This is a genomic window from Streptomyces sp. NPDC031225, from assembly GCF_055570355.1.
This window is the reverse complement of the sequence record NZ_JBVIHJ010000009.1, coordinates 23,917-48,286: the sequence shown is the minus strand read 5'-3', so window position 1 is coordinate 48,286 and position 24,370 is coordinate 23,917. Positions and strand designations below refer to the sequence as shown.

General features: G+C 70.5%; 23 protein-coding genes and 1 pseudogene. 15 read left to right on the top strand and 9 right to left on the bottom strand.

From position 1 onward, the window contains the following. Positions 1-211 precede the first annotated feature (211 nt). Positions 212-928, bottom strand: coding sequence for an FAD binding domain-containing protein (locus ACZ48Z_RS17215; protein WP_468736677.1), 717 nt, complete (start codon positions 926-928; stop codon positions 212-214). 271 nt (positions 929-1,199) lie between these two features. Here ACZ48Z_RS17215 and ACZ48Z_RS17210 point away from each other — a divergent pair, with 271 nt between their 5' ends. From ACZ48Z_RS17210 to ACZ48Z_RS17195, 4 genes are read left to right on the top strand one after another with little or no spacing between them, the layout of a single operon-like run. Next, positions 1,200-2,258 carry a PhoH family protein gene (locus tag ACZ48Z_RS17210; RefSeq protein ID WP_468736676.1) on the top strand — a complete coding sequence of 353 codons (1,059 nt, stop codon included), beginning with the start codon at positions 1,200-1,202 and terminating at the stop codon, positions 2,256-2,258. 13 nt (positions 2,259-2,271) lie between these two features. Continuing rightward, the gene (gene ybeY / locus ACZ48Z_RS17205) at positions 2,272-2,769 is read left to right on the top strand and encodes an rRNA maturation RNase YbeY (protein WP_393599760.1); all 498 of its coding nucleotides are present in this window, start codon (positions 2,272-2,274) and stop codon (positions 2,767-2,769) included. Further along, positions 2,766-4,064, top strand: coding sequence for a hemolysin family protein (locus tag ACZ48Z_RS17200; protein ID WP_468736675.1), 1,299 nt, complete (start codon positions 2,766-2,768; stop codon positions 4,062-4,064). Before ybeY ends, ACZ48Z_RS17200 begins: the two co-directional genes overlap by 4 nt. Then, positions 4,061-4,420: an MmcQ/YjbR family DNA-binding protein gene (locus tag ACZ48Z_RS17195; RefSeq protein ID WP_468736674.1), complete on the top strand. Its 360-nt coding sequence runs from the start codon at positions 4,061-4,063 to the stop codon at positions 4,418-4,420. Before ACZ48Z_RS17200 ends, ACZ48Z_RS17195 begins: the two co-directional genes overlap by 4 nt. Here the strand turns inward: ACZ48Z_RS17195 and ACZ48Z_RS17190 are convergent. Then, positions 4,382-5,821, bottom strand: a complete 1,440-nt coding sequence (locus ACZ48Z_RS17190) for an MFS transporter (RefSeq protein ID WP_468736673.1) — start codon at positions 5,819-5,821, stop codon at positions 4,382-4,384. The genes ACZ48Z_RS17195 and ACZ48Z_RS17190 overlap by 39 nt on opposite strands. 160 nt (positions 5,822-5,981) lie before the next feature. On the opposite strand from ACZ48Z_RS17190, the gene ACZ48Z_RS17185 reads away from it, so the two are divergent. From ACZ48Z_RS17185 to ACZ48Z_RS17165, 5 genes are all read left to right on the top strand, one after another. Continuing rightward, positions 5,982-6,797: a helix-turn-helix transcriptional regulator gene (locus tag ACZ48Z_RS17185; protein ID WP_468736876.1), complete on the top strand. Its 816-nt coding sequence runs from the start codon at positions 5,982-5,984 to the stop codon at positions 6,795-6,797. A 28-nt stretch (positions 6,798-6,825) separates the two neighbouring features. Beyond that, the gene (locus tag ACZ48Z_RS17180; RefSeq protein WP_468736672.1) at positions 6,826-7,179 is read left to right on the top strand and encodes a cytidine deaminase; all 354 of its coding nucleotides are present in this window, start codon (positions 6,826-6,828) and stop codon (positions 7,177-7,179) included. 204 nt (positions 7,180-7,383) lie between these two features. Then, the gene (locus ACZ48Z_RS17175; RefSeq protein ID WP_468736671.1) at positions 7,384-7,857 is read left to right on the top strand and encodes a hypothetical protein; all 474 of its coding nucleotides are present in this window, start codon (positions 7,384-7,386) and stop codon (positions 7,855-7,857) included. Positions 7,858-8,016: 159 nt separating this feature from the next. Next, entirely contained in the window at positions 8,017-9,333 is a 1,317-nt protein-coding gene (locus ACZ48Z_RS17170; protein ID WP_468736670.1) for a WxL domain-containing protein, read from the top strand. A 60-nt stretch (positions 9,334-9,393) separates the two neighbouring features. Further along, entirely contained in the window at positions 9,394-10,365 is a 972-nt protein-coding gene (locus tag ACZ48Z_RS17165) for a WxL protein peptidoglycan domain-containing protein (RefSeq protein ID WP_468736669.1), read from the top strand. Positions 10,366-10,387: 22 nt separating this feature from the next. On the opposite strand, the gene ACZ48Z_RS17160 is transcribed toward ACZ48Z_RS17165, so the two are convergent. Further along, positions 10,388-10,726 (bottom strand): P-II family nitrogen regulator, encoded by a 339-nt coding sequence (locus ACZ48Z_RS17160; protein ID WP_468736668.1) that lies wholly within the window; start codon positions 10,724-10,726, stop codon positions 10,388-10,390. Next, positions 10,723-12,033 (bottom strand): ammonium transporter, encoded by a 1,311-nt coding sequence (locus ACZ48Z_RS17155; RefSeq protein ID WP_468736667.1) that lies wholly within the window; start codon positions 12,031-12,033, stop codon positions 10,723-10,725. The genes ACZ48Z_RS17160 and ACZ48Z_RS17155 overlap by 4 nt, the downstream gene beginning before the upstream one ends. A 165-nt stretch (positions 12,034-12,198) precedes the next feature. Between ACZ48Z_RS17155 and era the strand changes: the two genes are divergently transcribed. Both era and ACZ48Z_RS17145 read left to right on the top strand, forming a co-directional pair. Further along, positions 12,199-13,167, top strand: coding sequence for a GTPase Era (gene era / locus ACZ48Z_RS17150; RefSeq protein WP_468736666.1), 969 nt, complete (start codon positions 12,199-12,201; stop codon positions 13,165-13,167). Next, a pseudogene (locus tag ACZ48Z_RS17145) lies at positions 13,145-13,327 on the top strand (cobyrinate a,c-diamide synthase); the annotation flags it as partial. The gene era and the pseudogene ACZ48Z_RS17145, both read left to right, overlap by 23 nt. Here ACZ48Z_RS17145 and ACZ48Z_RS17140 read toward each other — a convergent pair. Beyond that, positions 13,309-14,151 carry a helix-turn-helix transcriptional regulator gene (locus tag ACZ48Z_RS17140; RefSeq protein ID WP_468736665.1) on the bottom strand — a complete coding sequence of 281 codons (843 nt, stop codon included), beginning with the start codon at positions 14,149-14,151 and terminating at the stop codon, positions 13,309-13,311. The pseudogene ACZ48Z_RS17145 and the gene ACZ48Z_RS17140 overlap by 19 nt on opposite strands. 118 nt (positions 14,152-14,269) lie before the next feature. Here ACZ48Z_RS17140 and ACZ48Z_RS17135 point away from each other — a divergent pair, with 118 nt between their 5' ends. Beyond that, entirely contained in the window at positions 14,270-15,124 is an 855-nt protein-coding gene (locus ACZ48Z_RS17135) for an NAD-dependent epimerase/dehydratase family protein (RefSeq protein WP_468736664.1), read from the top strand. A gap of 89 nt (positions 15,125-15,213) precedes the next feature. Here ACZ48Z_RS17135 and ACZ48Z_RS17130 read toward each other — a convergent pair whose 3' ends face one another. Genes ACZ48Z_RS17130 through ACZ48Z_RS17115 form a run of 4 tightly spaced genes read right to left on the bottom strand, consistent with a single transcriptional unit; the run spans position 15,214 to position 19,209 of the window. After that, positions 15,214-16,464, bottom strand: a complete 1,251-nt coding sequence (locus ACZ48Z_RS17130; protein WP_468736663.1) for an MFS transporter — start codon at positions 16,462-16,464, stop codon at positions 15,214-15,216. Then, positions 16,461-17,804 carry a GH1 family beta-glucosidase gene (locus ACZ48Z_RS17125; RefSeq protein ID WP_468736662.1) on the bottom strand — a complete coding sequence of 448 codons (1,344 nt, stop codon included), beginning with the start codon at positions 17,802-17,804 and terminating at the stop codon, positions 16,461-16,463. Before ACZ48Z_RS17125 ends, ACZ48Z_RS17130 begins: the two co-directional genes overlap by 4 nt. A 46-nt stretch (positions 17,805-17,850) precedes the next feature. After that, entirely contained in the window at positions 17,851-18,117 is a 267-nt protein-coding gene (locus tag ACZ48Z_RS17120; protein WP_468736661.1) for a protealysin inhibitor emfourin, read from the bottom strand. A gap of 21 nt (positions 18,118-18,138) precedes the next feature. Next, on the bottom strand, positions 18,139-19,209 hold the full coding sequence (locus ACZ48Z_RS17115; protein WP_468736660.1) for a M4 family metallopeptidase: 1,071 nt from the start codon (positions 19,207-19,209) through the stop codon (positions 18,139-18,141). A gap of 329 nt (positions 19,210-19,538) precedes the next feature. Here ACZ48Z_RS17115 and leuA point away from each other — a divergent pair, with 329 nt between their 5' ends. The 3 genes from leuA (at position 19,539) to ACZ48Z_RS17100 (ending at position 24,355) form a co-directional block, all read left to right on the top strand. Then, positions 19,539-21,260 (top strand): 2-isopropylmalate synthase, encoded by a 1,722-nt coding sequence (gene leuA / locus ACZ48Z_RS17110; protein WP_468736659.1) that lies wholly within the window; start codon positions 19,539-19,541, stop codon positions 21,258-21,260. A gap of 186 nt (positions 21,261-21,446) precedes the next feature. Further along, complete coding sequence (locus ACZ48Z_RS17105) at positions 21,447-22,142, top strand: TerB family tellurite resistance protein (protein ID WP_468736658.1); 696 nt, start codon at positions 21,447-21,449, stop codon at positions 22,140-22,142. Between the two features lie 137 nt (positions 22,143-22,279). Next, complete coding sequence (locus ACZ48Z_RS17100) at positions 22,280-24,355, top strand: MMPL family transporter (RefSeq protein ID WP_468736657.1); 2,076 nt, start codon at positions 22,280-22,282, stop codon at positions 24,353-24,355. Positions 24,356-24,370: the final 15 nt, after the last annotated feature.

Below are 24,370 nucleotides of genomic sequence, written 5' to 3'. Positions count from 1 at the left end.
GCGGCCGGGTCGGTGTCGTCAGTGCTTGCCGGACTGCTTCGGGGCCTCGATGGCAGTGGCTACGCGCTCGCGGGCCCGGCGTGCCGCGCGTCGGCCCGCCGTGCACGGTTCGCGGCCGGGTCGGTGTCCGTGCGTGCCGGACCGGTTCGGGGCCTCGGGGCAGTGGTTGCGCATTCACGGACGCGCCGCACCACGCGCCGGCCCGCCGGTGTCAGTGCTTGCCCGACCGCTCCAGCACCGACACCACCTGGTCCCGGACCACCTCGCGGGCCTCGGCGGGCAGCGCCCCGATGGGCGTACCGCTCAACACGTCGAGCACGCTCTCCGCGCCCGCCCCGCAGGGCACGCTCTCGTCCAGGAAGTCGTAGCCGTCGCGGACGGCGACGCGCAGGACGGGACGGTCGCCCGCGTGGACGGCCGTGGCGACGACCAGCGGGGGCGGGCCGCCCGGGGCCTCGGACACCTTGCGGTAGCCGCTGACCAGCGGTTCGCTCCAGTGCAGGCTCAGCAGCAGCGGCTTCTTGGCGAGCAGCTCGGCGAGGTCGGTCTCGAACGGCCCCTCCGCCGCCAGCACCCGCGCCCGGGCGTCCAGGACGAGCGCCGCGGGCAGCAGACAGCGCAGGGTGCTGCCGACGATGTTCCCGCCCACCGTGGCGGTCCGGCGCACGGCCCCGGTCCCGATGCCGGACGCGGCCCGCCGCAGCACCTCCGGCACCCGCTCGTCGATCCGGTGCAGCAGCACCGCCGCCCCGACCGCCCCGGCGTCGAGGACGTTCGCCTCCGGCACCTCGCGCAGTGACACGGACTGCTCGGGGAAGCCGTCGCGTTGCCAGGCGGCCCACACGAGCGTGGCACCGCCGACCGGTATCGCCCCCTCGGCCAGACACTCCTGTGCCTCGGGCAGGGACGTGGGCAGACGCAACAGCACGGTCTTCCTGCTTTCTCCGTACGGACTTACGTGGCCGACGCCGCAGCCGGGGCCCTCGAACACGCGCGACTTTCGAACGCACGTGGCAGCGAGCGCATTCTTCCCCGGGCCGGTGGGGGAGCATGCAGGGCTCACCGCCGCACGGAGGGCGCCCTCACTGTCGAAAAGCCCTACGGGGTTGTCAGTGCACCGTCGTACTCTTGGAACCGCGAGGCCGTCTCCAGATGCGCGGCCGTGACGAGGAGGAACCGCAGGCCTTCAGCGCCGGCCCATGACTCAGACACCCACAGGTCACAGCCCCGCGCAGGGGCAGGCGAGAGCACAGTTCACCGTCCCCGCCCAGCACCCCATGGTCTCGATCCTGGGATCCGGCGACTCTCTCCTGCGCGTGATCGAGAAGGCCTTCCCGGCGGCCGACATCCATGTCCGGGGCAATGAGATCAGCGCGACCGGCGAGGCGGCGGACGTCGTCCTCGTGCAGCGCCTGTTCGACGAGATGATGCTGGTGCTCCGCACCGGACAGCCGATGACGGAGGACGCAGTGGAACGCTCGATCGCCATGCTGCGAGCGAGCGAGAACGGGACGAGCGACGGCCAGGAGACCCCGGCCGACGTGCTCACGCAGAACATCCTGTCCTCGCGCGGCCGCACCATCCGCCCCAAGACCCTCAACCAGAAGCGGTACGTCGACGCGATCGACACGCACACGATCGTCTTCGGCATCGGCCCCGCCGGTACCGGCAAGACCTACCTCGCCATGGCCAAGGCGGTGCAGGCCCTGCAGTCCAAGCAGGTCAGCCGCATCATCCTGACCCGCCCCGCGGTCGAGGCGGGCGAGCGGCTGGGCTTCCTGCCCGGCACCCTCTACGAGAAGATCGACCCCTACCTGCGCCCGCTGTACGACGCCCTGCACGACATGCTGGACCCGGACTCGATCCCGAAGCTGATGGCGGCGGGGACGATCGAGGTCGCGCCGCTGGCGTACATGAGGGGTCGGACCCTCAATGACGCTTTCATCATTCTGGACGAGGCTCAGAACACGAGCCCCGAGCAGATGAAGATGTTCCTCACCCGGCTCGGCTTCGAGTCGAAGATCGTGATCACCGGTGACGTCACGCAGGTCGACCTGCCCGACGGCACCAAGTCGGGTCTGCGGCAGGTGCAGGACATCCTGGAGGGCCTCGACGACGTGCACTTCTCCCGCCTGTCGTCCCAGGACGTCGTACGGCACAAGCTGGTCGGCCGTATCGTCGACGCGTACGAGAAGTACGACAGCGAGAACGGTACGGAGAACGGCACCCACAAGGGCGGCCGGAACAAGCGGAAGTAGACAAGCCAGCACCATGTCGATCGACGTCAACAACGAGTCCGGAACCGAGGTCGACGAACAGGCGATCCTCGACATCGCCCGCTACGCGCTCGCGCGGATGCGCATCCACCCGCTCTCCGAGCTCTCGGTGATCGTCGTGGACGACGACGCCATGGAGCAGCTGCACATCCAGTGGATGGACCTGCCGGGGCCCACCGACGTCATGTCCTTCCCGATGGACGAGCTCCGGCCGCCCAGCAAGGACGACGACGAGCCCCCGCAGGGCCTCCTCGGCGACATCGTGCTCTGTCCCGAGGTCGCCAAGCGGCAGGGCGAGGAGGCCGAGACGCAGCACTCCATGGACGAGGAGCTCCAACTGCTCACCGTCCACGGGGTGTTGCACCTTCTCGGTTACGACCACGAGGAGCCGGACGAGAAGGCCGAGATGTTCGGCCTCCAGGCGGCCATCGTGGACGGGTGGCGGCAGGAGAAGGGCCTCACCGGGCCGTCCCCGGCGCCGACCGTCTCATGAGTCCGTCCCTCGTCTCCGGCGCGATCGCCCTGGTCGTCGTCGCGTGGCTCGCCGCCTGCGCGGAGGCGGGCCTCGCGCGCGTCTCCAGCTTCCGCGCCGAGGAAGCCGTACGCAACGGCCGTCGGGGCAGTGCGAAGCTCGCGCAGGTCGCCGCCGACCCGACCCGGTATCTCAACCTGGCGCTGCTGCTGCGCGTGGCCTGCGAGATGGCCGCGGCGGCGTTGGTCACCTACGCCTGCCTCCAGGAGTTCCCGGGCACGACGCGCGCCCTGCTGGTCGCGATCGGCGTCATGGTCCTCGTGTCGTACGTCGCCGTCGGGGTCTCCCCGCGCACCATCGGGCGTCAGCATCCGCTCAACACGGCGACCGCGGCGGCGTACATCCTCGTCCCGCTGGCCCGGGTCATGGGCCCGATCCCGTCGTTGCTGATTCTCATCGGCAACGCGCTGACGCCCGGCAAGGGCTTCCGTCGCGGCCCCTTCGCCTCCGAGGCGGAGCTGCGCGCGCTGGTCGACCTCGCCGAGAAGGAGTCCCTGATCGAGGACGACGAGCGCCGGATGGTGCACTCGGTCTTCGAGCTGGGGGACACGCTGGTGCGGGAGGTCATGGTCCCGCGGACCGATCTCGTCGTCATCGAGCGGTACAAGACGATCCGTCAGGCACTGACCCTGGCGCTCAGGTCGGGCTTCTCGCGCATCCCGGTGAGCGGCGAGAGCGAGGACGACATCGTCGGGATCGTCTATCTGAAGGACCTGGTCCGCAAGACGCACATCAGCCGGGACGCCGAGTCCGAGCTGGTCTCCACGACCATGCGTCCGGCCGCCTTCGTGCCCGACACGAAGAACGCCGGTGACCTGCTGCGCGAGATGCAGCAGGACCGCAACCACGTGGCCGTCGTGATCGACGAGTACGGCGGCACGGCCGGCATCGTCACCATCGAGGACATCCTCGAGGAGATCGTCGGTGAGATCACCGACGAGTACGACCGCGAGCTGCCGCCGGTGGAGGAGCTCGGCGACGACCGCCACCGGGTCACCGCCCGCCTCGACATCACCGACCTGGGCGAGCTGTACGGGCTCGACGAGTACGACGACGAGGACGTGGAGACCGTCGGCGGGCTGCTCGCGAAGGCCCTCGGCCGGGTCCCCATCGCCGGGGCGTCGAGTGTGGTCGAGCTTCCCGACGGGCGTGGGCTGCGGCTGACCGCGGAGGCCGCGGCGGGCCGCCGGAACAAGATCGTGACGGTGCTGGTGGAGCCGGTGGGCTCCTCGGCGAAGGAGACGGAGCAGGCGTGAGCCCCGAGGAACTGCGTGCTCTGTGTCTGTCGTTCAACGCGACGGTGGAGGACTTCCCGTTCAGGCCGGAGATCTCGGTCTTCAAGGTGCTGGGCAAGATGTTCGCCCTGAGCTGGACCGACGCGCGGCCTCTGAAGGTCAACCTCAAGTGCGATCCGGAGGACGCGATCCGGCTGCGCGGGGAGCATCCGGGCCTGATCATTCCCGGCTACCACATGAACAAGCGCCACTGGAACACCGTCACGGTCGACGGCGAACTCCCGGACCGGCTGGTCCGGGAGCTCGTCGAGGACTCGTACGACCTGGTGGTGGCCGGTCTACCGCGCGCCGAGCGGCTTCGCCTCGACCGCTCCTGAGCGCACCCGCAGTCCCACCGCGACCAGTACCGCCGCCGCGAGCACGATCACCGCGTCCAGGGCGAGGACCGTGTGGACGCCGGACAGCAGGTCGTGCGAGGTGGTGGCGAGGACGCCGAGCAGGGGGATGCCGATCGTGAGGCCGACCTGCTGGGTCGAGGTGACCAGGCCGGTGGCCAGGCCTTGTTCCTCGTCCGGGACGCCGGAGGTGACCGTGACGCCGTACGAGATGATCGCGCCCAGGTGGCACATGCTGGCCAGGGAGACGGCGGCGGTGGCGAGCCAGACGGACCAGCTCTGGGTGTTCAGGCCCAGCAGGGCGGCGATCAGGACGCCCTGGCCGAGGAGCGAGCCGACCAGTGTGCGGTGGGCGCCGAAGCGGCCGATGACCTTGGAGGCGTAGCTGCCCGCGACCGCCGACAGCACGCCCTGGACGCCGAAGACCAGGCCGGTCTCGAACGCGGACAGGTGCAGCACCTCCTGGAGGTAGAGGGTCAGCGCGAAGACGACCGTCGACATCATCGAGAAGGTGACCAGGCCGCCGATGTTGCCCCACGCCACCGTGCGGCGGCGCAGCATGGGCAGGGAGACCAGCGGAGTCGCGGTCCGGGACTCGATCGTGACGAACGCGGCGAGGAGCAGCAGGCCGGCGATCAGGGTCGTGATCACGTCGGCGCGGGCGAAGCCGTGGTCGGCGGCCGTGGACAGGGCGTAGATCAGCGAGAGCAGTCCGCCGGTGACCGTGATCGCGCCGGGCACGTCGAGCCGGGGGCGGTCCGGAGTGCGGGACTCGGGCAGCAGTGCGGGGGCCAGCGGCAGCACGATCAGGGCGAACAGGGAGAGCAGGCCCATCGTGGAGCGCCAGCCGAAGGTGTCGGTGAGGGTGCCGCCGGCCACCATGCCGACGGTGAAACCGAGCGAGAGCAGCGTGCCGGAGATGCCCAGGGCGCGGTGGCGGGCGGGGCCCTCGGGGAAGGTCGTGGTCAGCAGGGCCATGCCGGTCGGTACGATCGCCGCCGCGCCGAGCCCCTGCAGGGCGCGTCCGGCGAGGAACGACGCCGGGTTCCAGGCGAAGGTCGCGAGCAGGGAGGCCGCGCCGAACAGGGCGAGCCCGCTGAGGAACAGCTTCCGACGGCCGTACAGGTCTCCCGTGCGGCCGAACAGGAGCAGGAAACCGCCGGACGGCAGCGCGAACGCCGTGACCGCCCACTGCAGGGCGGACCGGCTCATGCCGAGGTCGGCGCCGAGGACGGGCAGGGCGACGTTCAGGACGGAGAAGTCCAGCGCGACCATGAACTGGGCGGCGCACAGGACGAAGAGGACGAGTTTGTCGCGCGTCGACAGCCTGGGGGTGTCGAGTGCCGGGGCCGGGATTACGGTGGGAGGGGTGTCGATCGCCATGGGTGAGAGCCTGCGGCCGTCGGAATGTCCGTGGGGAGCGGGAAGTTGTCCTGGTGGTGGCACCACCAGTCAGGCGTGAGCACAGGGGGAGTACGTGGCGGACGTGATCGAGACCGGTGCGGGCAAGACGCATCGGCTCCGTGAACTGCGCGAGTTCCTGATGAGCCGGCGGGCCCGGGTCTCGCCCACCGAGGCCGGGCTGCCGGACGGTGGGGCGCGGCGGCGGACGCCCGGGCTGCGGCGCGAGGAGGTCGCCGTGCTCGCCGGGGTGGGCGCCTCCTGGTACCAGTGGCTGGAGCAGGGGCGGGACATCTCCGTCTCCCCGCAGGTTCTCGACTCCGTCGGGCGGGTGCTGCGGCTCAGCAACGCCGAGCGGCGGCACCTGTACGTCCTGGCCGGGCTGAACCCGCCGGCGCCGGAACCGGCCGTCGACCACGGTTGTGAGGGGCTGCGGCGGCTGATCGACGCGTGGCTGCCGTATCCGGCGCACATCATGGACCCGTACTACAACTGTGTGATGTACAACGAGGCCGCGGGCTGGGTGCTCGGCATGCGGCCGGAGAACACGCAGAACTGCATCATCGACTTCTTCACGGATCCGCTGTACCGATCGCGTTCGCACAGCTGGGAAGAGAACGCGCGCACGGTCGTCGCGCAGTTCCGGGCCGCCTCCTCGGCGCGTCCGCACGACGAGGGTTTCCAGGAGGTGCTGGCCCGGCTGAAGGAGACTGGTACCGGGTTCACGGAGCTCTGGGAGCGGCGGGACATCGAGGACGCCGGGGTGATCCGCAAGGAGCTCGACCATCCGCTGGTCGGGCTGCTGTGCGTGGAGTCCACGGCGATGCGGGTGCCGGCGCGGCCCGATCTGACGGTGGTCCTGCACACCCCGCTGGACGAGGCGAACACCGCGGCCAAGCTGGAGTGGCTGGCTTCGCCGGAGGGGCGGCGCGGGGCGATGTACCCCGTGGCGGGGTGAGCGTGGCGGCGCTTCGTATGCTCCTGTCATGACCGACAACAGCGCGCTCGACCCCGAGGACCGCAAGATCGTCACCCTGGCCCGTTCGGCGCGGGCCCGCAACGCCGTGCCCGAGGGGGCGGCCGTGCGGGACGAGACCGGTCGGACGTATGTGGCGGGGACGGTGGAACTGGCCTCTTTGCGGCTGAGTGCCCTGCAAACCGCGGTGGCCATGGCGGTGGCGTCCGGGGCGAAGTCCCTGGAGGCGGCCGCGGTCGTCACCGAGGCGGACGCGGCGGCCGCGGCCGACCTCGCCGCCGTGCGGGACCTGGGCGGGCCGGACACCCCGGTACTGGTGGCGGGGGTCGACGGCACCGTGCGGAGCACCGTCACCGCTGGCTGATACCCGGGGTAACACTTGGCCGGAAATCCCGCTTGCCGTTTGTCGTCCCTCGCGCATCAATGGAACCGGAGATTCCGACGGACCGTCAGATTCCAGCTCGCGAAGCGTCCCGCACCACGCCCGCGAGCACCGGCCGCTCCTCGGAACGCACCCCCCGTCCATCCCCACATGGCAGTCCCCACCACGGGAAGGGAACCGGATTCCATGAGAGGTACACGCACAGCAACCGGTGCGGCACTGGCGGTCGGCGCACTCGCGGCCGCCGCACTCGCGTTCGCACCCGCCGCCCTGGCCGTCACCCCCGACACCGCGACCATCACCGCGGACTGCGGCCTCTTCGGCAGCGGTGAGGCCACCCTCACCGCCACCCAGGACGGCACCGCCGCCACCGTCACCGTCACCTCGGCGATCAACGCTCCGCTCGCCCTCTCCGAGGACTCGATCGCCTCGACCCTCACCTTCGTGAACGCGAACGGCGGCACCACCACCTTCTCCGGTACGGAGAACCCCGCCATCGCGACCGGCGACCCCGTCGTCGTCGGCCCCCTCGACGGCACCGTGGCGGCCGGTGACAGCCTGGAGTCGTACGGCGGTTCGCTGCAGATCGTCGTCTTCGGGATCACCGTCACCTGCACGGCGACCGGACCGCAGGCGCCGGGGCCCTTCGTGTTCGACTGAGCAATCGATCGAGCAACCGATCGAGCAACCGCTCGCGCTGCCGCAGGAACTGATGGGCCATCAGATTCTTGCGGCAGCTCCATTGACTTCTCGCGCAATCCACACATCAATGCCCCCTGTCGGCACAGGACTTCAGGAGCTTCCGGAGGGGGCACACCCATGGGTTCGACGACCCGAAGACGCCGTTTGGTGTCATTGCTCGGGGCGACCGCACTCGCGGTCACCGCGGGCGGCGCACTGGCCTGTCCGGCCGGTGCCGCCACGAACGTGGACTTCGCCACGCACTGCATCCCGCCCGCGGTTGCGGGCATCCCGCCGATCGACGGCACCACCACGGCCAACATCTCGGTGGACAACACCAGCCCCAAGGTCGGCGACACCGTCACCGTCACCTACAAGGTGGTCAAGCCCGCCGCGAGCAACCCGACCGCCATCAGCCTGCCGGCCGACATCATGACGCCGACCGGCAAGGTCACCCTGGGCGGGGCCCAGACCGGGTCCGTCACCGTGGCGGGCCCGAAGAAGAACGATCCGGTGGCCGGCAACGCGGCCTTCCCGGGGTTCAGCATGACCGGCACCTTCAAGGTCACCGCACCCGGCGCGATCACGCTCTCGCCCGGCGACTACAACATCCACACCAGCTACATCCTGGAGCTGGACACTCCCTGCACGGTGACGAACCCGCCCGCCCCGGTGTCCGAAACGGCCACCGCGACGGACGCGAACCCCGTCAACGAGCGTGACATCGCGCTGGGTTCGGCATCCGGCAAACCCGGTGACAGCGTCACCGTCACCGGCAGCAAGTTCACACCGGGGGCGACGGTCACCCTGGCCGGGCGGTCCGGCGCCGCCCAGACAGCGGACACCGCCACCGCCACCGCCGACTCCTCGGGCGCCTTCAGCGGGTCGCTCGTCGTCAACGACAAGACGACGACCGGCGTCGTGGCGTTCGAGGGCAGCGCGTACAGCGACGCCAAGGGGGCCGGCCCCAAGGCGTACGTCGTCATCGACAACACACCCGTTCCGGCGGGCAGCCAGAAGCTCACCAGCAAGGTGAACGCGGGCAGCCTGTCCATGTCCCAGGCCGGGGACTCCGTCGGTCTCACGCCGGTGGACTACGGCACGGGCGGACTGTCGAACGGCGACCTCAACAGGGTGACCGTCAAGGACTTCCGCGGCGGCCCCGCGGGCTGGTCCCTGACCGGCAAGGTCACCGACTTCACCGGGCCCGGCGCCAAGATCGATGCCGGGGCACTGAGCTGGACCCCCGCCTGTGCCACCAAGGCGGGCAGCCCGAGCACCTGCCAGGCCGGTTCGCCCGGCACGGTCGGTTCCTCGGGAGCCACCCTCGCGTCCACCCCCAACGGCACACTCACCGGCGGTGAGTTCACCGCGGACGCGAAACTCTCCCTGAACGTACCGGCGTTCACGCCTCCGGGCACGTACTCCGGCGTTCTCACCCTCACGCTCAGCTGACCGTACGGGCGCCCGCACCCGCCCGTCCCGTCCTTCTCGCACCCGTGGGGGTCCGCACCCATGCGAAAGCCGTACGTCCTCCTCCTGATCCTGTTCCTCGGCATCGGCATACAGGCCGCGCCCGCGCACGCCGCCGACAACGGCAGCTGGTCCGTGTATCCCGCCGCCTCCCAGATCGCGGCGCGCCCCTACTTCTATCTCTCCGCCGACCCCGGGCAGAGCATCGACGACAAGGTGGTCGTCACCAACAAGACGGATGAACCGCTGGCCTTCCGGCTCTACGCAGCCGACGCCTACAACACCGCCCGCGACGGCGGTTTCGCCGTCCGGACCGCGCAGGAGAAGCAGCGCGGGGTGGGGGCGTGGGCGAAGCCCGCGAAGTCCCGGGTCACGATCCCCGCGCACGGCAAGGTCACCGTGCCCTTCACACTGACGGTGCCCGAAGGCGCCGAACCGGGCGACCACCCCGGCGCGTTGGTGGCCCTGGACGAACGGGTCGACAAGGGCGACGGCACGGTGGCGCTCGGGGTGCAGCGGGCCGTCGCCGCCCGGATCTACCTCCGCGTCGGCGGGCCCACCGTCCCCGCGATCAGCGTCGAGAACGTCCACATCAGCCATCACCAGCCGCTGGTACCGGGGTTGGGGGACAGCGGCGCGACGGTCTCGTACACCCTGCGCAACACCGGGAATGTCACGCTCAGCCCGAAGGTCGAGCTACGGGCGACGGGACTGTTCGGACGTACGCTGCTCGCCCGCGAACTCGCGCAGATCCCGGGGGAGTTGCTGCCGGGCCAGCAGGTACGGCTGACCGAGCCGTGGCAGGGTGCTCCTCAACTCGACTGGGGAGACATCACGTTGACGGCCAGCGCCAAGGACACCCGCGAGTCGGCGAGCGCGGCGTTCTTCGCCCTGCCGTGGCTGGTCGCCGTCGTGCTGTTCGTGGCTGCGGTGGTCGGCGCGGTGCTGTGGATGCGCCTGCGGTCGTCGCGCCGGCGAGGCTGGGCACGGCTGCGCGGCGCACCCGCGCACTGATCCGGGCCCGCCGGGGGCCGCGTCACAGCGCGTCCGGACCCCGCTCGCCCGTCCGCACCCGTACGACCGCCTCGACCGGCAGCGCCCAGACCTTGCCGTCGCCGATCTTGCCCGTCCGGGCCGCCTTGACGATGGCGTCGATGACCGCGTCCGAGTCGGCGTCGTCGACGACGACCTCGATGCGGACCTTGGGCACCAGGTCGACCTGGTACTCGGCGCCGCGGTACACCTCGGTGTGGCCGCGCTGCCGGCCGTAGCCGCTGGCCTCGGTCACGGTCAGGCCGTGGACGCCGATCTCCTGGAGCGCGGTCTTGACCTCGTCGAGGCGGTACGGCTTGACGATCGCGGTGATGAGCTTCATGCCTGGGTCTTGACCTTCTGGGCGGAGGGGACGGAGGACGCGCCGACCGGGGCACCGTGGCCCAGGACGCCGTGATCGTATGCGGTCTCGGCGTGCACCGTAAGGTCCAGGCCGGTGTGCTCGTGCTCCTCGTCCGCCCGGAAGCCCATCGCCCTGTCGATCAGCTTCCCGATGCCGTACGTCATGACGAAGGCGTACGTCCCCACGGCGGCCACGCCCACCAGCTGCTTGCCGAGCTGGGCGAGCCCGCCGCCGTAGAGCAGGCCCTCGGCGCCGCCGGTCATCGCCTTCTCCGCGAACACGCCGATCAGGAGCGTGCCGATGACTCCGCCGACCAGGTGGACGCCGACCACGTCGAGCGAGTCGTCGTAGTTCAGCCGGAACTTCCAGCCCACGGCGTACGAGCAGGCGACACCGGCGGCGAGGCCGACGACGAGCGCGCCCAGGAGTGAGACCGAACCGCAGGACGGGGTGATCGCGACCAGGCCCGCGACCGCGCCGGACGCGGCGCCGAGCGTGGTCGGGTGGCCGTCGCGCCTCTGCTCGACGAAGAGCCAGCCGAGCAGTCCGGTGCAGCCGGCGGCCAGGGTGTTGAGGAAGGCCGCGGCCGCCAGCCCGTTGGCGCCCAGGGCGGAACCCGCGTTGAAGCCGAACCAGCCGAACCAGAGGAGACCGGCACCCATCATGACCATGGGCAGGTTGTGCGGGCGCATGGCATCTTTTTTGAAGCCCAGACGCGGGCCGAGGACCAGCGCGAGCGCCAGACCGGAGGCGCCGGAGGTGATCTCCACCGGCATACCACCCGCGAAGTCGAGGGCGCCGAGCCTGTCCAGGATCCAGCCGCCCGGGCCCCACACCCAGTGGGCGACGGGAACGTATACGAGCAGCGCCCACACCGGCACGAACACCAGCCACGCCCCGAACTTCGCGCGGTCCGCGATCGCGCCGCTGATCAGGGCCGCCGTGATGATCGCGAAGGTGAGCTGGAAGGTGGCGAAGAGGAGCGTCGGGACGGTGCCCTGGACGCTGTCCGGGCCGAGGCCGCTCATGCCGGCGTGCTTCAGGCCGCCGATGAGTCCTCCGCCGATGTCGTCCCCGAAGGCCAGTGAGTACCCGGCGGCCAGCCACACCACCGTGACGAGGGCGATCGACACGAAGCTCATCATCAGCATGTTGAGGACGCTCTTCGTGCGGACCATGCCGCCGTAGAACAGGGCGAGGCCCGGGGTCATCAGCAGGACGAGGGCGGTGGCGGCGAGCAGCCAGGCGGTGTCGCCGGTGTCGACGCCTTGCGCGGCGAGGGGCATGAAGGTCTCCAACGAGGTGGGGGCTCGTCAGAGGGTCACCGGCGTGCGTTTCCGGTTGTGCACGGGGGTGTTTCCGATGTGTTTCATTGCGGTCGGGTTACCGGAAGCTCACCGTCGGGACGGTGTTCGGGCGCTTGTGCGGCGGGGCTCTGTGGATCAGGGAGAATGGGGCGCATGAGCGTTCGCAGCCAGTCATCCGAGTCGTCGGCGTCGTCGGCGGCACCCCACCGCGCCGGCTTCGCCTGCTTCGTGGGCCGCCCCAACGCGGGCAAGTCCACCCTTACGAACGCTCTGGTCGGCCAGAAGGTGGCGATCACCGCGAACCAGCCGCAGACGACGCGGCACACGGTACGCGGAATCGTCCACCGGCCCGAGGCCCAGCTGATCCTGGTCGACACCCCCGGCCTCCACAAGCCGCGCACGCTGCTCGGCCAGCGGCTGAACGACGTCGTGCGCACCACCTGGGCCGAGGTCGACGTGATCGGCTTCTGCCTGCCCGCGAACGAGAAGCTCGGCCCGGGTGACCGTTTCATCGCGAAGGAGCTGGCGGGGATCAAGAAGTCCCCGAAGGTCGCGATCATCACGAAGACCGACCTCGTCGACTCCAAGACCCTCGCCGAGCAGCTGATCGCCGTCGACCAGCTCGGCAAGGAGCTGGGCATCGAGTGGGCGGAGATCGTCCCGGTGTCGGCGACCGCGAACCAGCAGGTCGACCTGCTGGCGGACCTGCTGATCCCGATGCTTCCCGAGGGCCCGGCGCTCTATCCCGAGGGCGACCTCACCGACGAGCCCGAGCAGGTCATGATCGCCGAGCTGATCCGGGAGGCGGCGCTGGAGGGTGTCCGCGACGAGCTCCCGCACTCCATCGCGGTCGTCGTGGAGGAGATGCTGCCCCGTGAGGACCGGCCCGCCGACAAGCCCCTCCTCGACATCCACGCTTTCGTCTACATCGAGCGGCCGAGCCAGAAGGGCATCATCATCGGGCCCAAGGGCAAGCGGCTGAAGGAGGTCGGCATCAAGTCGCGGAAGCAGATCGAGGCGCTGCTCGGGACGCCGGTGTTCCTGGATCTGCACGTGAAGGTGGCGAAGGACTGGCAGCGGGATCCGCGGCAGCTGCGGAAGCTGGGGTTCTAGGGGATTTTCGCCCCCGCCGCCCCTACCCGTCCCGTCCCTGGGGGCTGCGCCCCCAGCCCCCCTTCGGCCCGAAGGGCCTCGTCCTCAAACGCCGGAGGGGCTGAAATCAGCCCCTCCGGCGTTTGAGGAGCGGGTGCCGGTTCAGGTCGGGGCCAGGTTCTGCAAGCCCACTACCCGCAGCAGGTGCAGGCGGTCGTAGGACTCCGTTCCCGGGCGGGCCGTGTGGACCACCAGGAGGTGGTGGTGTTCGTGGCTGACCATGACCTCGCAGTCCAGCTCCAGCAAACCGACCACGGGGTGCACGAAGCGTTTCGTCGCCCTGTCTCGCTGGGACACCTCGTGCTCGTCCCACAGCCGCGCGAACTCCTCGCTCGCTGAACGGAGTTCGGCGACCAGCGCGGTCGGCTCCGGATCGTCGGGGCGGGCCGCGGCCACCGCGCGCAGGGTGGCGACCTGGGTGCGCGCGTGGTCCGCGAGGTCCTCCTCGGGGAAGAGCGTGCGCGCGGCCGGGTCCAGGAAGAAGCGGCGGACCAGGTTGCGGTCGCGGCGCGGACGTGACATCACGTCGCCCACCAGCGCCCTGGCCATCGCGTTCTGCGCCAGCACCTCACCGCAGTCGTTCACCACCTGCCCCGGGGTGTCGTGCAGCCGGTCCAGGATCAGCAGCAGCCCCGGGCGGACATGCGCCGACGCCGTCTCGCGCCGCGGGGGCTCCTCGCCGACCAGGTGGAACAGGTGGTCCTGCTCCACGTCGGTCAGACGCAGCGCGCGGGCCAGCGCGGTCAGCATCTGCCGGGACGGGCGCGGGCCCCGGGACTGTTCCAGGCGGGTGTAGTAGTCCACCGACATCCCCGCCAGCTGGGCCACCTCCTCGCGGCGCAGCCCGGGCGTGCGACGCCGGGCGCCCTGCGCGAGGCCCACGTCGGACGGGTTCAGCCGGGCACGGCCACGGCGCAGGAAGTCGGCGAGTTCGGCTCGGTTCACCCCTCCAGCCTGCGGCAGCCCCTCCGTCTTATCCAGGGACTGCCGGTCCCCCGATCAAGAGGTCTCTCCCGGTGCGCGGCCGACCGTTCCACGCTGGTCCGGACGAAAGGAACGGAACATGCTGACTTTGGTGACAGGCACGACAGGACAGGTCGGCCGGCGCTTCGTGCCGAGGCTGCTGGCGCAGACCCGGCCGGGGGAGCAGGTGCGGGTTCTCGTACGGGACGCCTCGCGCGGTGAGCCCTTCGCCGAACTCGGCGCCGAGGTCGTCGTAGGGGATCTGCGCGACACCGAGGTGCTGGGCAAGGCGGTCGCGGGCGCCGACGCGGTCGTGAACGTCGCCGCGTCCTTCCGCGGAGTGCCGGACGAGGAGGCGTGGGCGGTCAACCGGGACGCGGCCGTCGAGCTGGGCCGTGCCGCGCTGGCCTCCGGGGTGCAGAGGTTCGTGCAGGTCAGCACGGGTCTCGTATACGGCACCGGACGCGGGCGGCCGCTGACCGAGGACGACGAGAGCCGGCCGGGCGGGGCGATGTGGGGTGCCTATCCCGAGTCCAAGGCGGAGGCCGAGCGGCGGTTGCTGGCCATGGAGGGTCTCGACGTGCGCGTCGGGCGGCTTCCCTTCGTCTACGGCGAGGGGGATCCGCATCTCGCGCAGTCCCTGATGTGGGCCAAGAACTGGGCGGCGAACCAGCGGCTCCAGATGGGGCACCATGCGGATGTCGGCCAGGCGTTGCTGCGGATCCTGCACGCGCCGGGGATCTCGGGGCGGGTGTACAACATCGCCGACGACGCGCCGGTGACGGCGGTGGAGCTGCATCAGCTCAACGGGGCCGAGATTCCGGCGGAGTTGTACGAGCGGGTCGATCCCGATCCGTGGCTGGTGATCACTTCTACCGAGCGGATTCGGCGGGAGCTGGGGTATCGGCCGTTGTATCCGTCGGTTTACGCGGCTCGGGAGGCCGGGGCGCTTTGAGGCCGGTGGGCGGGCGCGGGTCCGTTGGGGCTGGCCGCGCCCACGCGGCGGAGCCGCACATCGATACAGCCCCGCGCCCCTAAAACGGTCTAGTCGACGTTTCTTATGCGACCCACCAGTACCGCTCCCGCCAGACCCACCACCGCCGCCACCCCGTACAGGGCCCTGTACCCCCCGAGGTGCGTCACGATCGGTGCCGCCAACGCGGGGGCGGCCACCTGGGGCAGGGCGTTGGCGACGTTGATGATGCCGAGGTCCTTTCCCCGGTCGAGGGCCGTCGGCAGGACGTCCGTCATCAGCGCGAAGTCGACCGACATGAACACCCCGAGGCCCACGCCCAGCAGTGCCGCCACGACGATCGCGCTCGGCCAGGTCTGCCAGACGGCGAGCAGTCCCGTGGCGACCGCCATCAGCACCCCGGACCAGCGCACGAAGGGCTTGCGCCGCCCCACCCGGTCCGACCAGACGCCGCCCACGACCACCGTGGCCAGCAGCGCCACGCTGTCCACCGCGGTCAGGATCAGGACGCCCCGCTCGGGATCGTCGTAGTGGAGGCGGTCCCGCAGGTAGTAGAGGAGGTAGAGGAGGACCAGCGCGTTGCTGAGGTTGATCAGGAAGCGGGTCAGCCAGGCCCAGGCGAAGTCCGGGTGGCGGCGCGGGCTCAGCCAGAAGCCGCGCGCGAACGACCGCCACGACCAGGCGGGCCGGTCCGTGGCCGCCAGCCGCAGATCCCGGTGCGCGAGCACGTACGGCAGCACGCCCGCCAGGGTGAACACCGCGCAGGCCGCGTAGCCCGCCGCGATGCCGCCCGCCGCGGTCGCGAGTCCCGTGCCGACGACCGCGCCGAGGATCTGCGCCGCGCCGATCCAGCCGCCCACCGCGCCCCGCTGGAACCGCGGCACCCGGTCCGGTACGGCCGCGGTGACGGCCGCGAAGGACGCGTTCAGGGTCAGCTGGACCAGACACCAGCCGAGCGTCATGACCCACAGACCGCCCGCACCGGCGAGCACCAGCAGCGACAGCGCGCCGCCCGCCGCACCGGCCACGATCCACGGGCTGCGGCGGCCCCAGCGGGCCGTGGTGCGGTCCGACAGGGCGCCGAAGAACGGGTTCGCCGCCAGCGACACCACCGCGCCGACCCCTGTCACCCAGGCCAGCAGGGTCTCCTTCGACATGCCGGTTCCGGGCGCGAAGTCCTCCGCCTGCCGGGCCAGCAGGATCTGCAACGGCCCGTACCAGCCCACCCAGATCGCCACGTTGGCCAGCGACAGGGACGCGGTCCAGCCCTTGCCGACCCGTTCGACGGGTTCGGCGAGGGCGTCCGGGCGGACCGTCGTCACTTCTGGGCCCGCAACAGCTCCTGGAACCAGCCGTAGGACGCCTTCGGGGTCCTGGTGAGTTTCTCGGGGTCGTCGAAGTCCACGTGCACCAGACCGAACCGCCGCGCGTATCCCTCCGCCCACTCGAAGTTGTCCATCAGCGACCACACGAAGTACCCGCGCACGTCCACGCCCGCCTCGACGGCCTTGTGCAGGGCGCGGATGTGGCCGTCCAGGTAGGCGATCCGTTCCTGGTCGTCGACGCCCTCGTAGGAGCAGCCGTTCTCGGTGATGACCACGGGCGGGAGCCGTTCGCCGTAGCGCTCGTGGAAGGCGGTGAGGAGTTCGGTGAGCCCTTCCGGGACCACCGGCCAGCCGAAGTCGGTCACCGGGACGTTCTCGATCTCCTGGACGGAGAAGGGGAGTTCGGCGGGGATCGTGAGGCCGCCGAACTCGATGTCCTCGCCCTGCGGGGCGCCCACGCGGGTCGGGGCGTAGTAGTTGACGCCGTAGAAGTCGAGGGGTTCGCTGATCACCTTGAGGTCGGCGGCGACGTCGCCCGGCATCAAGTCGCCCAGACCGGACGGGTATTCGCCCAGCAGTACCGGGTCCGCGAAGAGCCGGTTGAGCAGCAGGTCGTAGAAGTCGGCCGCCTCCAGGTCCGGTTGGTCCCGGGAGGCCGGCCAGGTCGGGCCGTGCGAGTTGGCGATCCCGATGTCCGTGGCACCGGACGCGCGCAGGGCCTGGACGGCCAGGCCGTGGGCCAGGAGCTGGTGGTGGGCGGCGGGCAGCGCGTCGAACATCAGCTGCTTGCCGGGGGCGTGGGCGCCGAGCGCGTGGCCGAACAGGGTGTGTTCGGCGGGCTCGTTGAGGGTGATCCACTTCTTGACGCGGTCACCGAGACGCTCGGCCACGACGGAGACGTACTCGGCGAACCGGGAAGCGGTGTCCCGCTCCAGCCAGCCGCCCTCCTCCTGGAGGGACACCGGCAGGTCCCAGTGGAAGAGCGTCGGCACCGGACGCACGCCCGCCGCGGCCAGTTCGTCCACCAGGCGGTCGTAGAAGTCCAGGCCCTTGTCCGTCCGCACGCGCGGCCAGGAGATGGAGAATCGGTACGCGTCCACGCCCAGGCCGGCGAGAAGGGACACGTCCTCGCGGTAGCGGTGGTAGTGGTCGCAGGCCACCGCCGCCGTCGAACCGTCCTTCACCCGGCCCGGTTCGGCCGTGAAGGTGTCCCACACGGACCGCTCACGCTCGTCCACCGCGCCCTCGATCTGATGGGCCGAGGTCGAGACACCCCACAGGAAGCCGGCCGGGAACCGGGGGATCGCATGCTCTTCAGTCGCCATGCGCCGGATCATCGGTACTGGCGGGTAGGGAAGTCAACGGGCAGGCGTGAACAACCAGTTACGCACCCTCTTTGAGCACCTTCGAGATCAGTGTCCGCTGCTCCTCCGTCAGCCGGGGATCGGCCGCGTACACGGTCTTGCCGTCCACGGTGATCTCGTAACTGAAGCCGTCCGGAACCCCGACGGACCGGGTGTCGCGGCCTGCCGCGAACGCCTTCTCGGCCAGGGCGTGCCATGCGCGGGCATCGGGCAGCCCTGAGGTGTCGACCACCTTGTGCCGCTCGATGCCCGCGAACCCGCCCGTGCGCCTCACCTGAATACGCATGGGTCCCTGTCTAGTACGGACTCACAGGATCCGCACCCCCACCTGCTCCCAGGCTTTCGACACGGCCTGGAGTTCGTCGCTGCCGTCACCGTAGAGCCTGCGCGCGGCTTTCGCGGTGAGTCCCGCGAAGTCGGTGAACAGTGCCTTCTCGGAGAGCTCGCCGCCGGTCAGGACGTCGTACCAGATCTGGCCCGCGCGCTCCCAGGCGTGGCCGCCGAGGGCGGTCGCGACCAGGTAGAACGCGTGGTTGGGAATGCCGGAGTTGATGTGGACGCCGCCGTTGTCGCGGCCGGTGCGGACGAAGTCGTCCATGGTCGCGGGCTGCGGGTCCTTGCCGAGCACGTCGTCGTCGTAGGCGCTGCCCGGCTCCTTCATCGAACGCAGGGCCTTGCCGGAGACCCTCGGTGCGAGCAGGCCCGCGCCGATCAGCCAGTCGGCCTCGGCGGCGGTCTGGCCGAGCGTGTACTGCTTGATGAGCGAGCCGAAGACGTCGGACATCGACTCGTTGAGGGCGCCCGGCTGGCCGTAGTAGGTGAGGTTCGCCGTGTACTGCGTGACGCCGTGCGTGAGTTCGTGGCCGATGACGTCGATCGGGATGGTGAAGTCGAGGAAGATCTCGCCGTCGCCGTCGCCGAACACCATCTGCTCGCCGTTCCAGAAGGCGTTGTTGTAGTTCTCGTCGTAGTGGACGGTGGCGTCGAGCGGGAGGCCGTCGCCGTCGATGGAGTGGCGCGCGTAGGCCTTCAGGTACAGCTCGAAGGTGGCGCCGAGGCCGGCGTAGGCGCGGTTCACGGTGGCGTCCTGGCCGGGGTCGGAGCCCTCGGCGCGCACCTCGGTGCCGGGGAGGCCGGTCCTGTGCCCGGCGTCGTAGAGGGTGCGCAGCGGTCGGTCCGACGGAGCCTTCGCCTGCGGTGCCACGGCGAGGGAGTACTCGGTGGTGACCCTTCGTTTGCCGCGCAGTTCGCTGTCGCGCATCAGGGTGCGCTGGGCGGGACCGGAGAGTGCGGGGTCGTCGTTCCGCGCCAGCCTGTCAAGGACATGCGGCGGAACGACGGTGCAGAAGACGGGCTCGAAGCCCCCGTTTGTCGTCATGCCGGGCACCCTTGCACTGGGTCATGGAGGTGTCACTAGTCGCAACCATGATTGGTGAAATATACGGACAGGAACGGGCACTCTCCGTGACGAAGTGGTATGGCGCACTTTTCGCCCCGTTTTCTCCCTTTGGTTTCTCCGGTCCCGCATACTGATACGGCGCCCCGCGTCCGAAGAGGCTCGGCTAGCATGCTTCGCATCATGCGTTTCGGGCTGCTTCTTCTTAGCTGCCGCGGCGAGGGCCTGTAGTCCAGGTCGACTCCCTCCCCGCGGAGCTTCGCGTTGCGTGTCGGCCGTCCTTCCCGGACATCCTGAGGAGCCCCGCAATCATGGCGAACCGCCAGCAGCCCAGCACCATGCCGATCCACAAGTACGGCCGGTACGAGCAGGTCGACATCCCCGACCGCACCTGGCCCGACCAGCGGATCACCGTCGCCCCGCGCTGGCTCTCCACCGATCTGCGTGACGGCAACCAGTCCCTGATCGACCCGATGTCGCCCGAGCGCAAGCGCCGGATGTTCGACCAGCTGGTCAAGATGGGCTACAAGGAGATCGAGGTCGGCTTCCCGGCCTCGGGCCAGACGGACTTCGACTTCGTGCGCTCGATCATCGAGGAGCCCGGTGTCATCCCCGACGACGTCACGATCTCCGTACTGACCCAGGCCCGCGAGGACCTGATCGAGCGGACCGTGGAGTCCCTGAAGGGCGCCAAGCGGGCCACCGTCCACCTGTACAACGCCACCGCGCCCGTCTTCCGCCGCGTGGTCTTCCGCGGCTCCAAGGACGACATCAAGCAGATCGCCGTGGACGGCACGCGCCTGGTGATGGAGTACGCGGAGAAACTGCTGGGCCCCGAGACGGAGTTCGGCTACCAGTACAGCCCCGAGATCTTCACCGACACCGAGCTGGACTTCGCGCTGGAGGTCTGCGAGGCGGTGATGGACGTCTACCAGCCGGGTCCGGGCCGCGAGATCATCCTCAACCTGCCCGCCACGGTGGAGCGTTCGACCCCCTCCACGCACGCGGACCGCTTCGAGTGGATGCACCGCAACCTCTCCCGCCGCGAGTACGTGTGCATCTCGATCCACCCGCACAACGACCGCGGTACCGCCGTCGCCGCCGCCGAGCTGGCGCTGATGGCCGGCGCCGACCGCGTCGAGGGCTGTCTGTTCGGACAGGGCGAGCGCACCGGCAACGTCGACCTGGTCACCCTGGGCATGAACCTGTTCTCGCAGGGCGTCGACCCGCAGATCGACTTCTCCGACATCGACGAGATCCGTCGTACGTGGGAGTACTGCAACCAGATGGAGGTCCACCCGCGCCACCCGTACGTGGGCGACCTGGTCTACACGTCCTTCTCCGGCTCCCACCAGGACGCCATCAAGAAGGGCTTCGACGCGATGGAGGCCGACGCCAAGGCCAAGGGCGTCACCGTCGACGACATCGAGTGGGCGGTCCCGTACCTGCCCATCGACCCGAAGGACGTCGGCCGCTCCTACGAGGCCGTCATCCGGGTCAACTCGCAGTCCGGCAAGGGCGGTATCGCGTACGTCCTGAAGAACGACCACAAGCTGGACCTGCCCCGCCGGATGCAGATCGAGTTCTCGAAGCTCATCCAGGCAAAGACGGACGCCGAGGGCGGCGAGGTCACCGGCTCGGACATCTGGGCCACCTTCCAGGACGAGTACCTGCCCAACCCCGAGAACCCGTGGGGCCGTATCCAGGTCAGGAACGGCCAGTCGACCACCGACACCGACGGGGTGGACACCCTGAAGGTGGAGGCCACGGTCGACGGCGCCGACACCGTCCTGACCGGCTCGGGCAACGGCCCGATCTCGGCCTTCTTCGACGCGCTGGCCAAGGTCGGCATCGACGCCCGGCTGCTGGACTACCAGGAGCACACGATGAGCGAGGGCGCCTCCGCGCAGGCCGCCTCCTACATCGAATGCGCGATCGACGGCAAGGTTCTGTGGGGAATCGGGATCGACGCGAACACGACGCGTGCGTCGCTGAAGGCGGTCGTCTCGGCCGTCAACCGGGCAGCTCGATAGTCACTCTGACCGGCAGTTTTGGGGCCTTGATCGCTGTATACGGCGATCAAGGCCCCGTCGTTTATCGGCCATCGGCGCGTGGAGGTCACGAGCAGGTCTCGTCAGAGGTGCTGACTCCACCTCACTCATGTGGCTAACATCACGCAAGCGCGGCGATGTTGCCGCGGGGTTACACGGAGGTGCGACGTGCTGCCAGGACGGGGACAAAACGGCCGTGCCACCAGGCCTGCGCGCCTCCTGGGCACCCGTACCGCGTGGACCACCGTCGGCGACGGTGAGTTCTTCTGCCCCGGATGCGGGGGCGACCGCAACTACCGGCGCCTGACCGGCCGCCGCCGCTTCACACTCCTCGGCGTTCCGGTCCTGCCGCGCGGCGACACCGGCCCGGTGACGGAATGCGCCGCCTGCCAACGGCACTTCGGCACGGACGTCCTCGACCACCCGACCACGACCCGCTTCTCCGCGATGCTCCGCGACGCCGTCCACACGGTCGCGCTGGCGGTCCTGACGGCGGGCGGCACCTGCTCCCGCACCTCCCTGGAGGTCGCGGCCGCCACGGTCCGCGCGGCGGGCTTCGACGACTGCACGGAGGACCAGCTGGAGGCGCTGGTCGAGGCGCTCGCCGAGGACACCGGCCGGGTCTACGACCGCCCCTGCGCCGCCGGTCTCGCCATAGAGCTCCACGAGGCCCTCGACCCGCTCGCCCCCCACCTCGCGCCCGCGGGCCGCGAATCGATCCTCCTGCAGGCGGCCCGCATCGCCCTCGCGGACGGCCCGTACACCCCACCGGAACGGGACGCCCTCAGCACGATCGGCACGGCCCTGACGATCTGCGCGGACGACGTGAGCAGGCTGCTGGCGGCGGCCAGGACACCGTCCTGATACTCCCGGGGGAGTAACCGCCGGCCGCGGGTCACCCCCGGCAGTAGCCCCCGACTCGCCCTCCCGCCCGACGATTCGCGCCCTCCCTGCCGGGAGTCTGGAACCGACTCAGACACTCGACCGGAGGAGGGCCCGTCATGGGGGCCGCGAAGACATCTGTACGGCGGCGTCGAGCCGTGCCATGGCTGGTGCTGGGGCTGTGGATCGTCGTCCTGGCGGCCGTGTCGCCGTTCGCGTCGAAGCTCGCGGACGTGCAGCACGACCGGGCCGTGGACTATCTGCCGGCGAGCGCCGACTCGACGCAGGTCGCGAAGATCCAGGACCGGCTGCCCGGGGGCGAGGCCACGCAGATGGTCGTCGTCTACCACCGGGACGGCGGGCTGACGGCGGCGGACAGGACCACCGCCGCCGCGCAGATCGCGCGGATCGCGGACGAGCACACCCTCACCGCCGAGCCGCGGGGCATCCCGTCCTCGGACGGGACCACCGTGATGTACCCCGTCGCCAGCACCGAGCCGGGCACGGACGAGAAGGCCCGCGACCGGCTCGTCAACGACGTGCGGGACATCGCCCGCGGCGGCGCCGGGCTCGGCGTCGACGTCGGCGGGGAAGGGGCCCTCGCCACCGACGCCGCCGAGGTCTACGACTCGCTCGGCGGACCGCTGCTCTACACCACCGCCGCGGTCGTCGCCCTGCTGCTGATCGTCATCTACCGCAGTCCGGTGCTGTGGCTGGTGCCGCTCGGCGTCGCGGGCATGTCGGAGTTCCTGGGACGGGCCGTCGCCTACGGGCTCAACCAGGGGTTCGGGACCTCCGTGACCGGCCAGAGCGCCGGCATCATGACGATCCTCGTGTTCGGCGCGGGCACCGACTACGCCCTGCTCCTCGTCTCCCGCTATCGCGAGGAACTACGGCGCACCGAGCGGCCGTACGACGCCATGGCGGCCGCCCTGAAGGGCTGCGGGCCCGCTGTGCTCGCCTCCTCCGGGACCGTCGCCGCCGGGCTGCTGTGTCTGCTCGCCGCCGACCTCAACAGCAGCCGCGGCATGGGTCCGCTCGGGACGGTCGGCGTGCTGTGCGCGCTCGCCGCGATGATGACGCTGCTGCCCGCGGTCCTCGTGCTGCTCGGCCGCCGGGTCTTCTGGCCGCTCGTCCCCCGCCACGGCAGCACACCCAAGGTCCGCCGGTCGCTGTTCGCCGCCATGGGCAGCTCGGCCGGACGGCGGCCGCTCACCGTGCTGGCCGGCGGGGCCGTGCTGCTCGGGGTGCTCGCGCTGGGCGTGCTGAACCTGCCCGGCGCCATCAAGCAGCAGGACTCCTTCACCAGCACACCCGACGCCGTCGCCGCCATGGAGACGCTCGCGAAGGCGTATCCCGAGCGGGGGACCCAGCCCGTCACCGTCATCACCCCGGCCGGCCGCGCCGACGCCACCCTCGACACGATCCGCGGTACCGAGGGCGTCGACAGCGCGCGGAAGGGCCGTACCGGAGACGGCTGGACCGAGATCTCCGTCACGGCGAAAGGCGCCCCCCAGTCCACCGGGGAGACCGCCACCATCAAGGCACTGCGCGCCGGACTCGACGGCTCCTACGTCGGCGGCCCGAGCGCCCAGCAGCTCGACCTGAAGGACACCAACAGCCGGGACCGGATGATCGTCGTGCCGATCGTCCTCGTCTCCGTGCTGCTCATCCTGATCGCCCTGCTCAGGTCACTGGTCGCGCCGCTGATCCTGGTGGCCGCCGTGATCGCCGTGTGGGCCGCGGCCCTCGGCATCGGCGGACTGGTCTTCGGGCCGGTGTTCGGTTTCGAGGGCACCGATCCGGGACTCGGGCTGCTGTCCTTCGTCTTCCTGGTCGCCCTGGGCGTCGACTACGGCATCTTCCTGATGCACCGGATGCGCGAGGAGTCCCTCGCCGGCACCGAACCCGTCACCGCCGCCCTCACCGCGCTGCGCACCACGGGCGGGGTCATCGCCTCCGCCGGACTCGTCCTCGCCGCCACCTTCGCGGTACTCACCAACATGCCGCTGGTCCAACTCGTCGAGCTGGGCTTCGTGATCGCGGTGGGCGTTCTCCTCGACACCTTCCTCGTGCGGACCTACCTCGTCACCAGTGCCGCCGTCGCCCTGGGGCGGAAGGTGTGGTGGCCGGGTCCGCTGTCCCGGACGCCCGAGCCGCCCGTACGGGCCGAGCGCGAGCCGGAACGCGTGTGACCACGCTCCCGACCG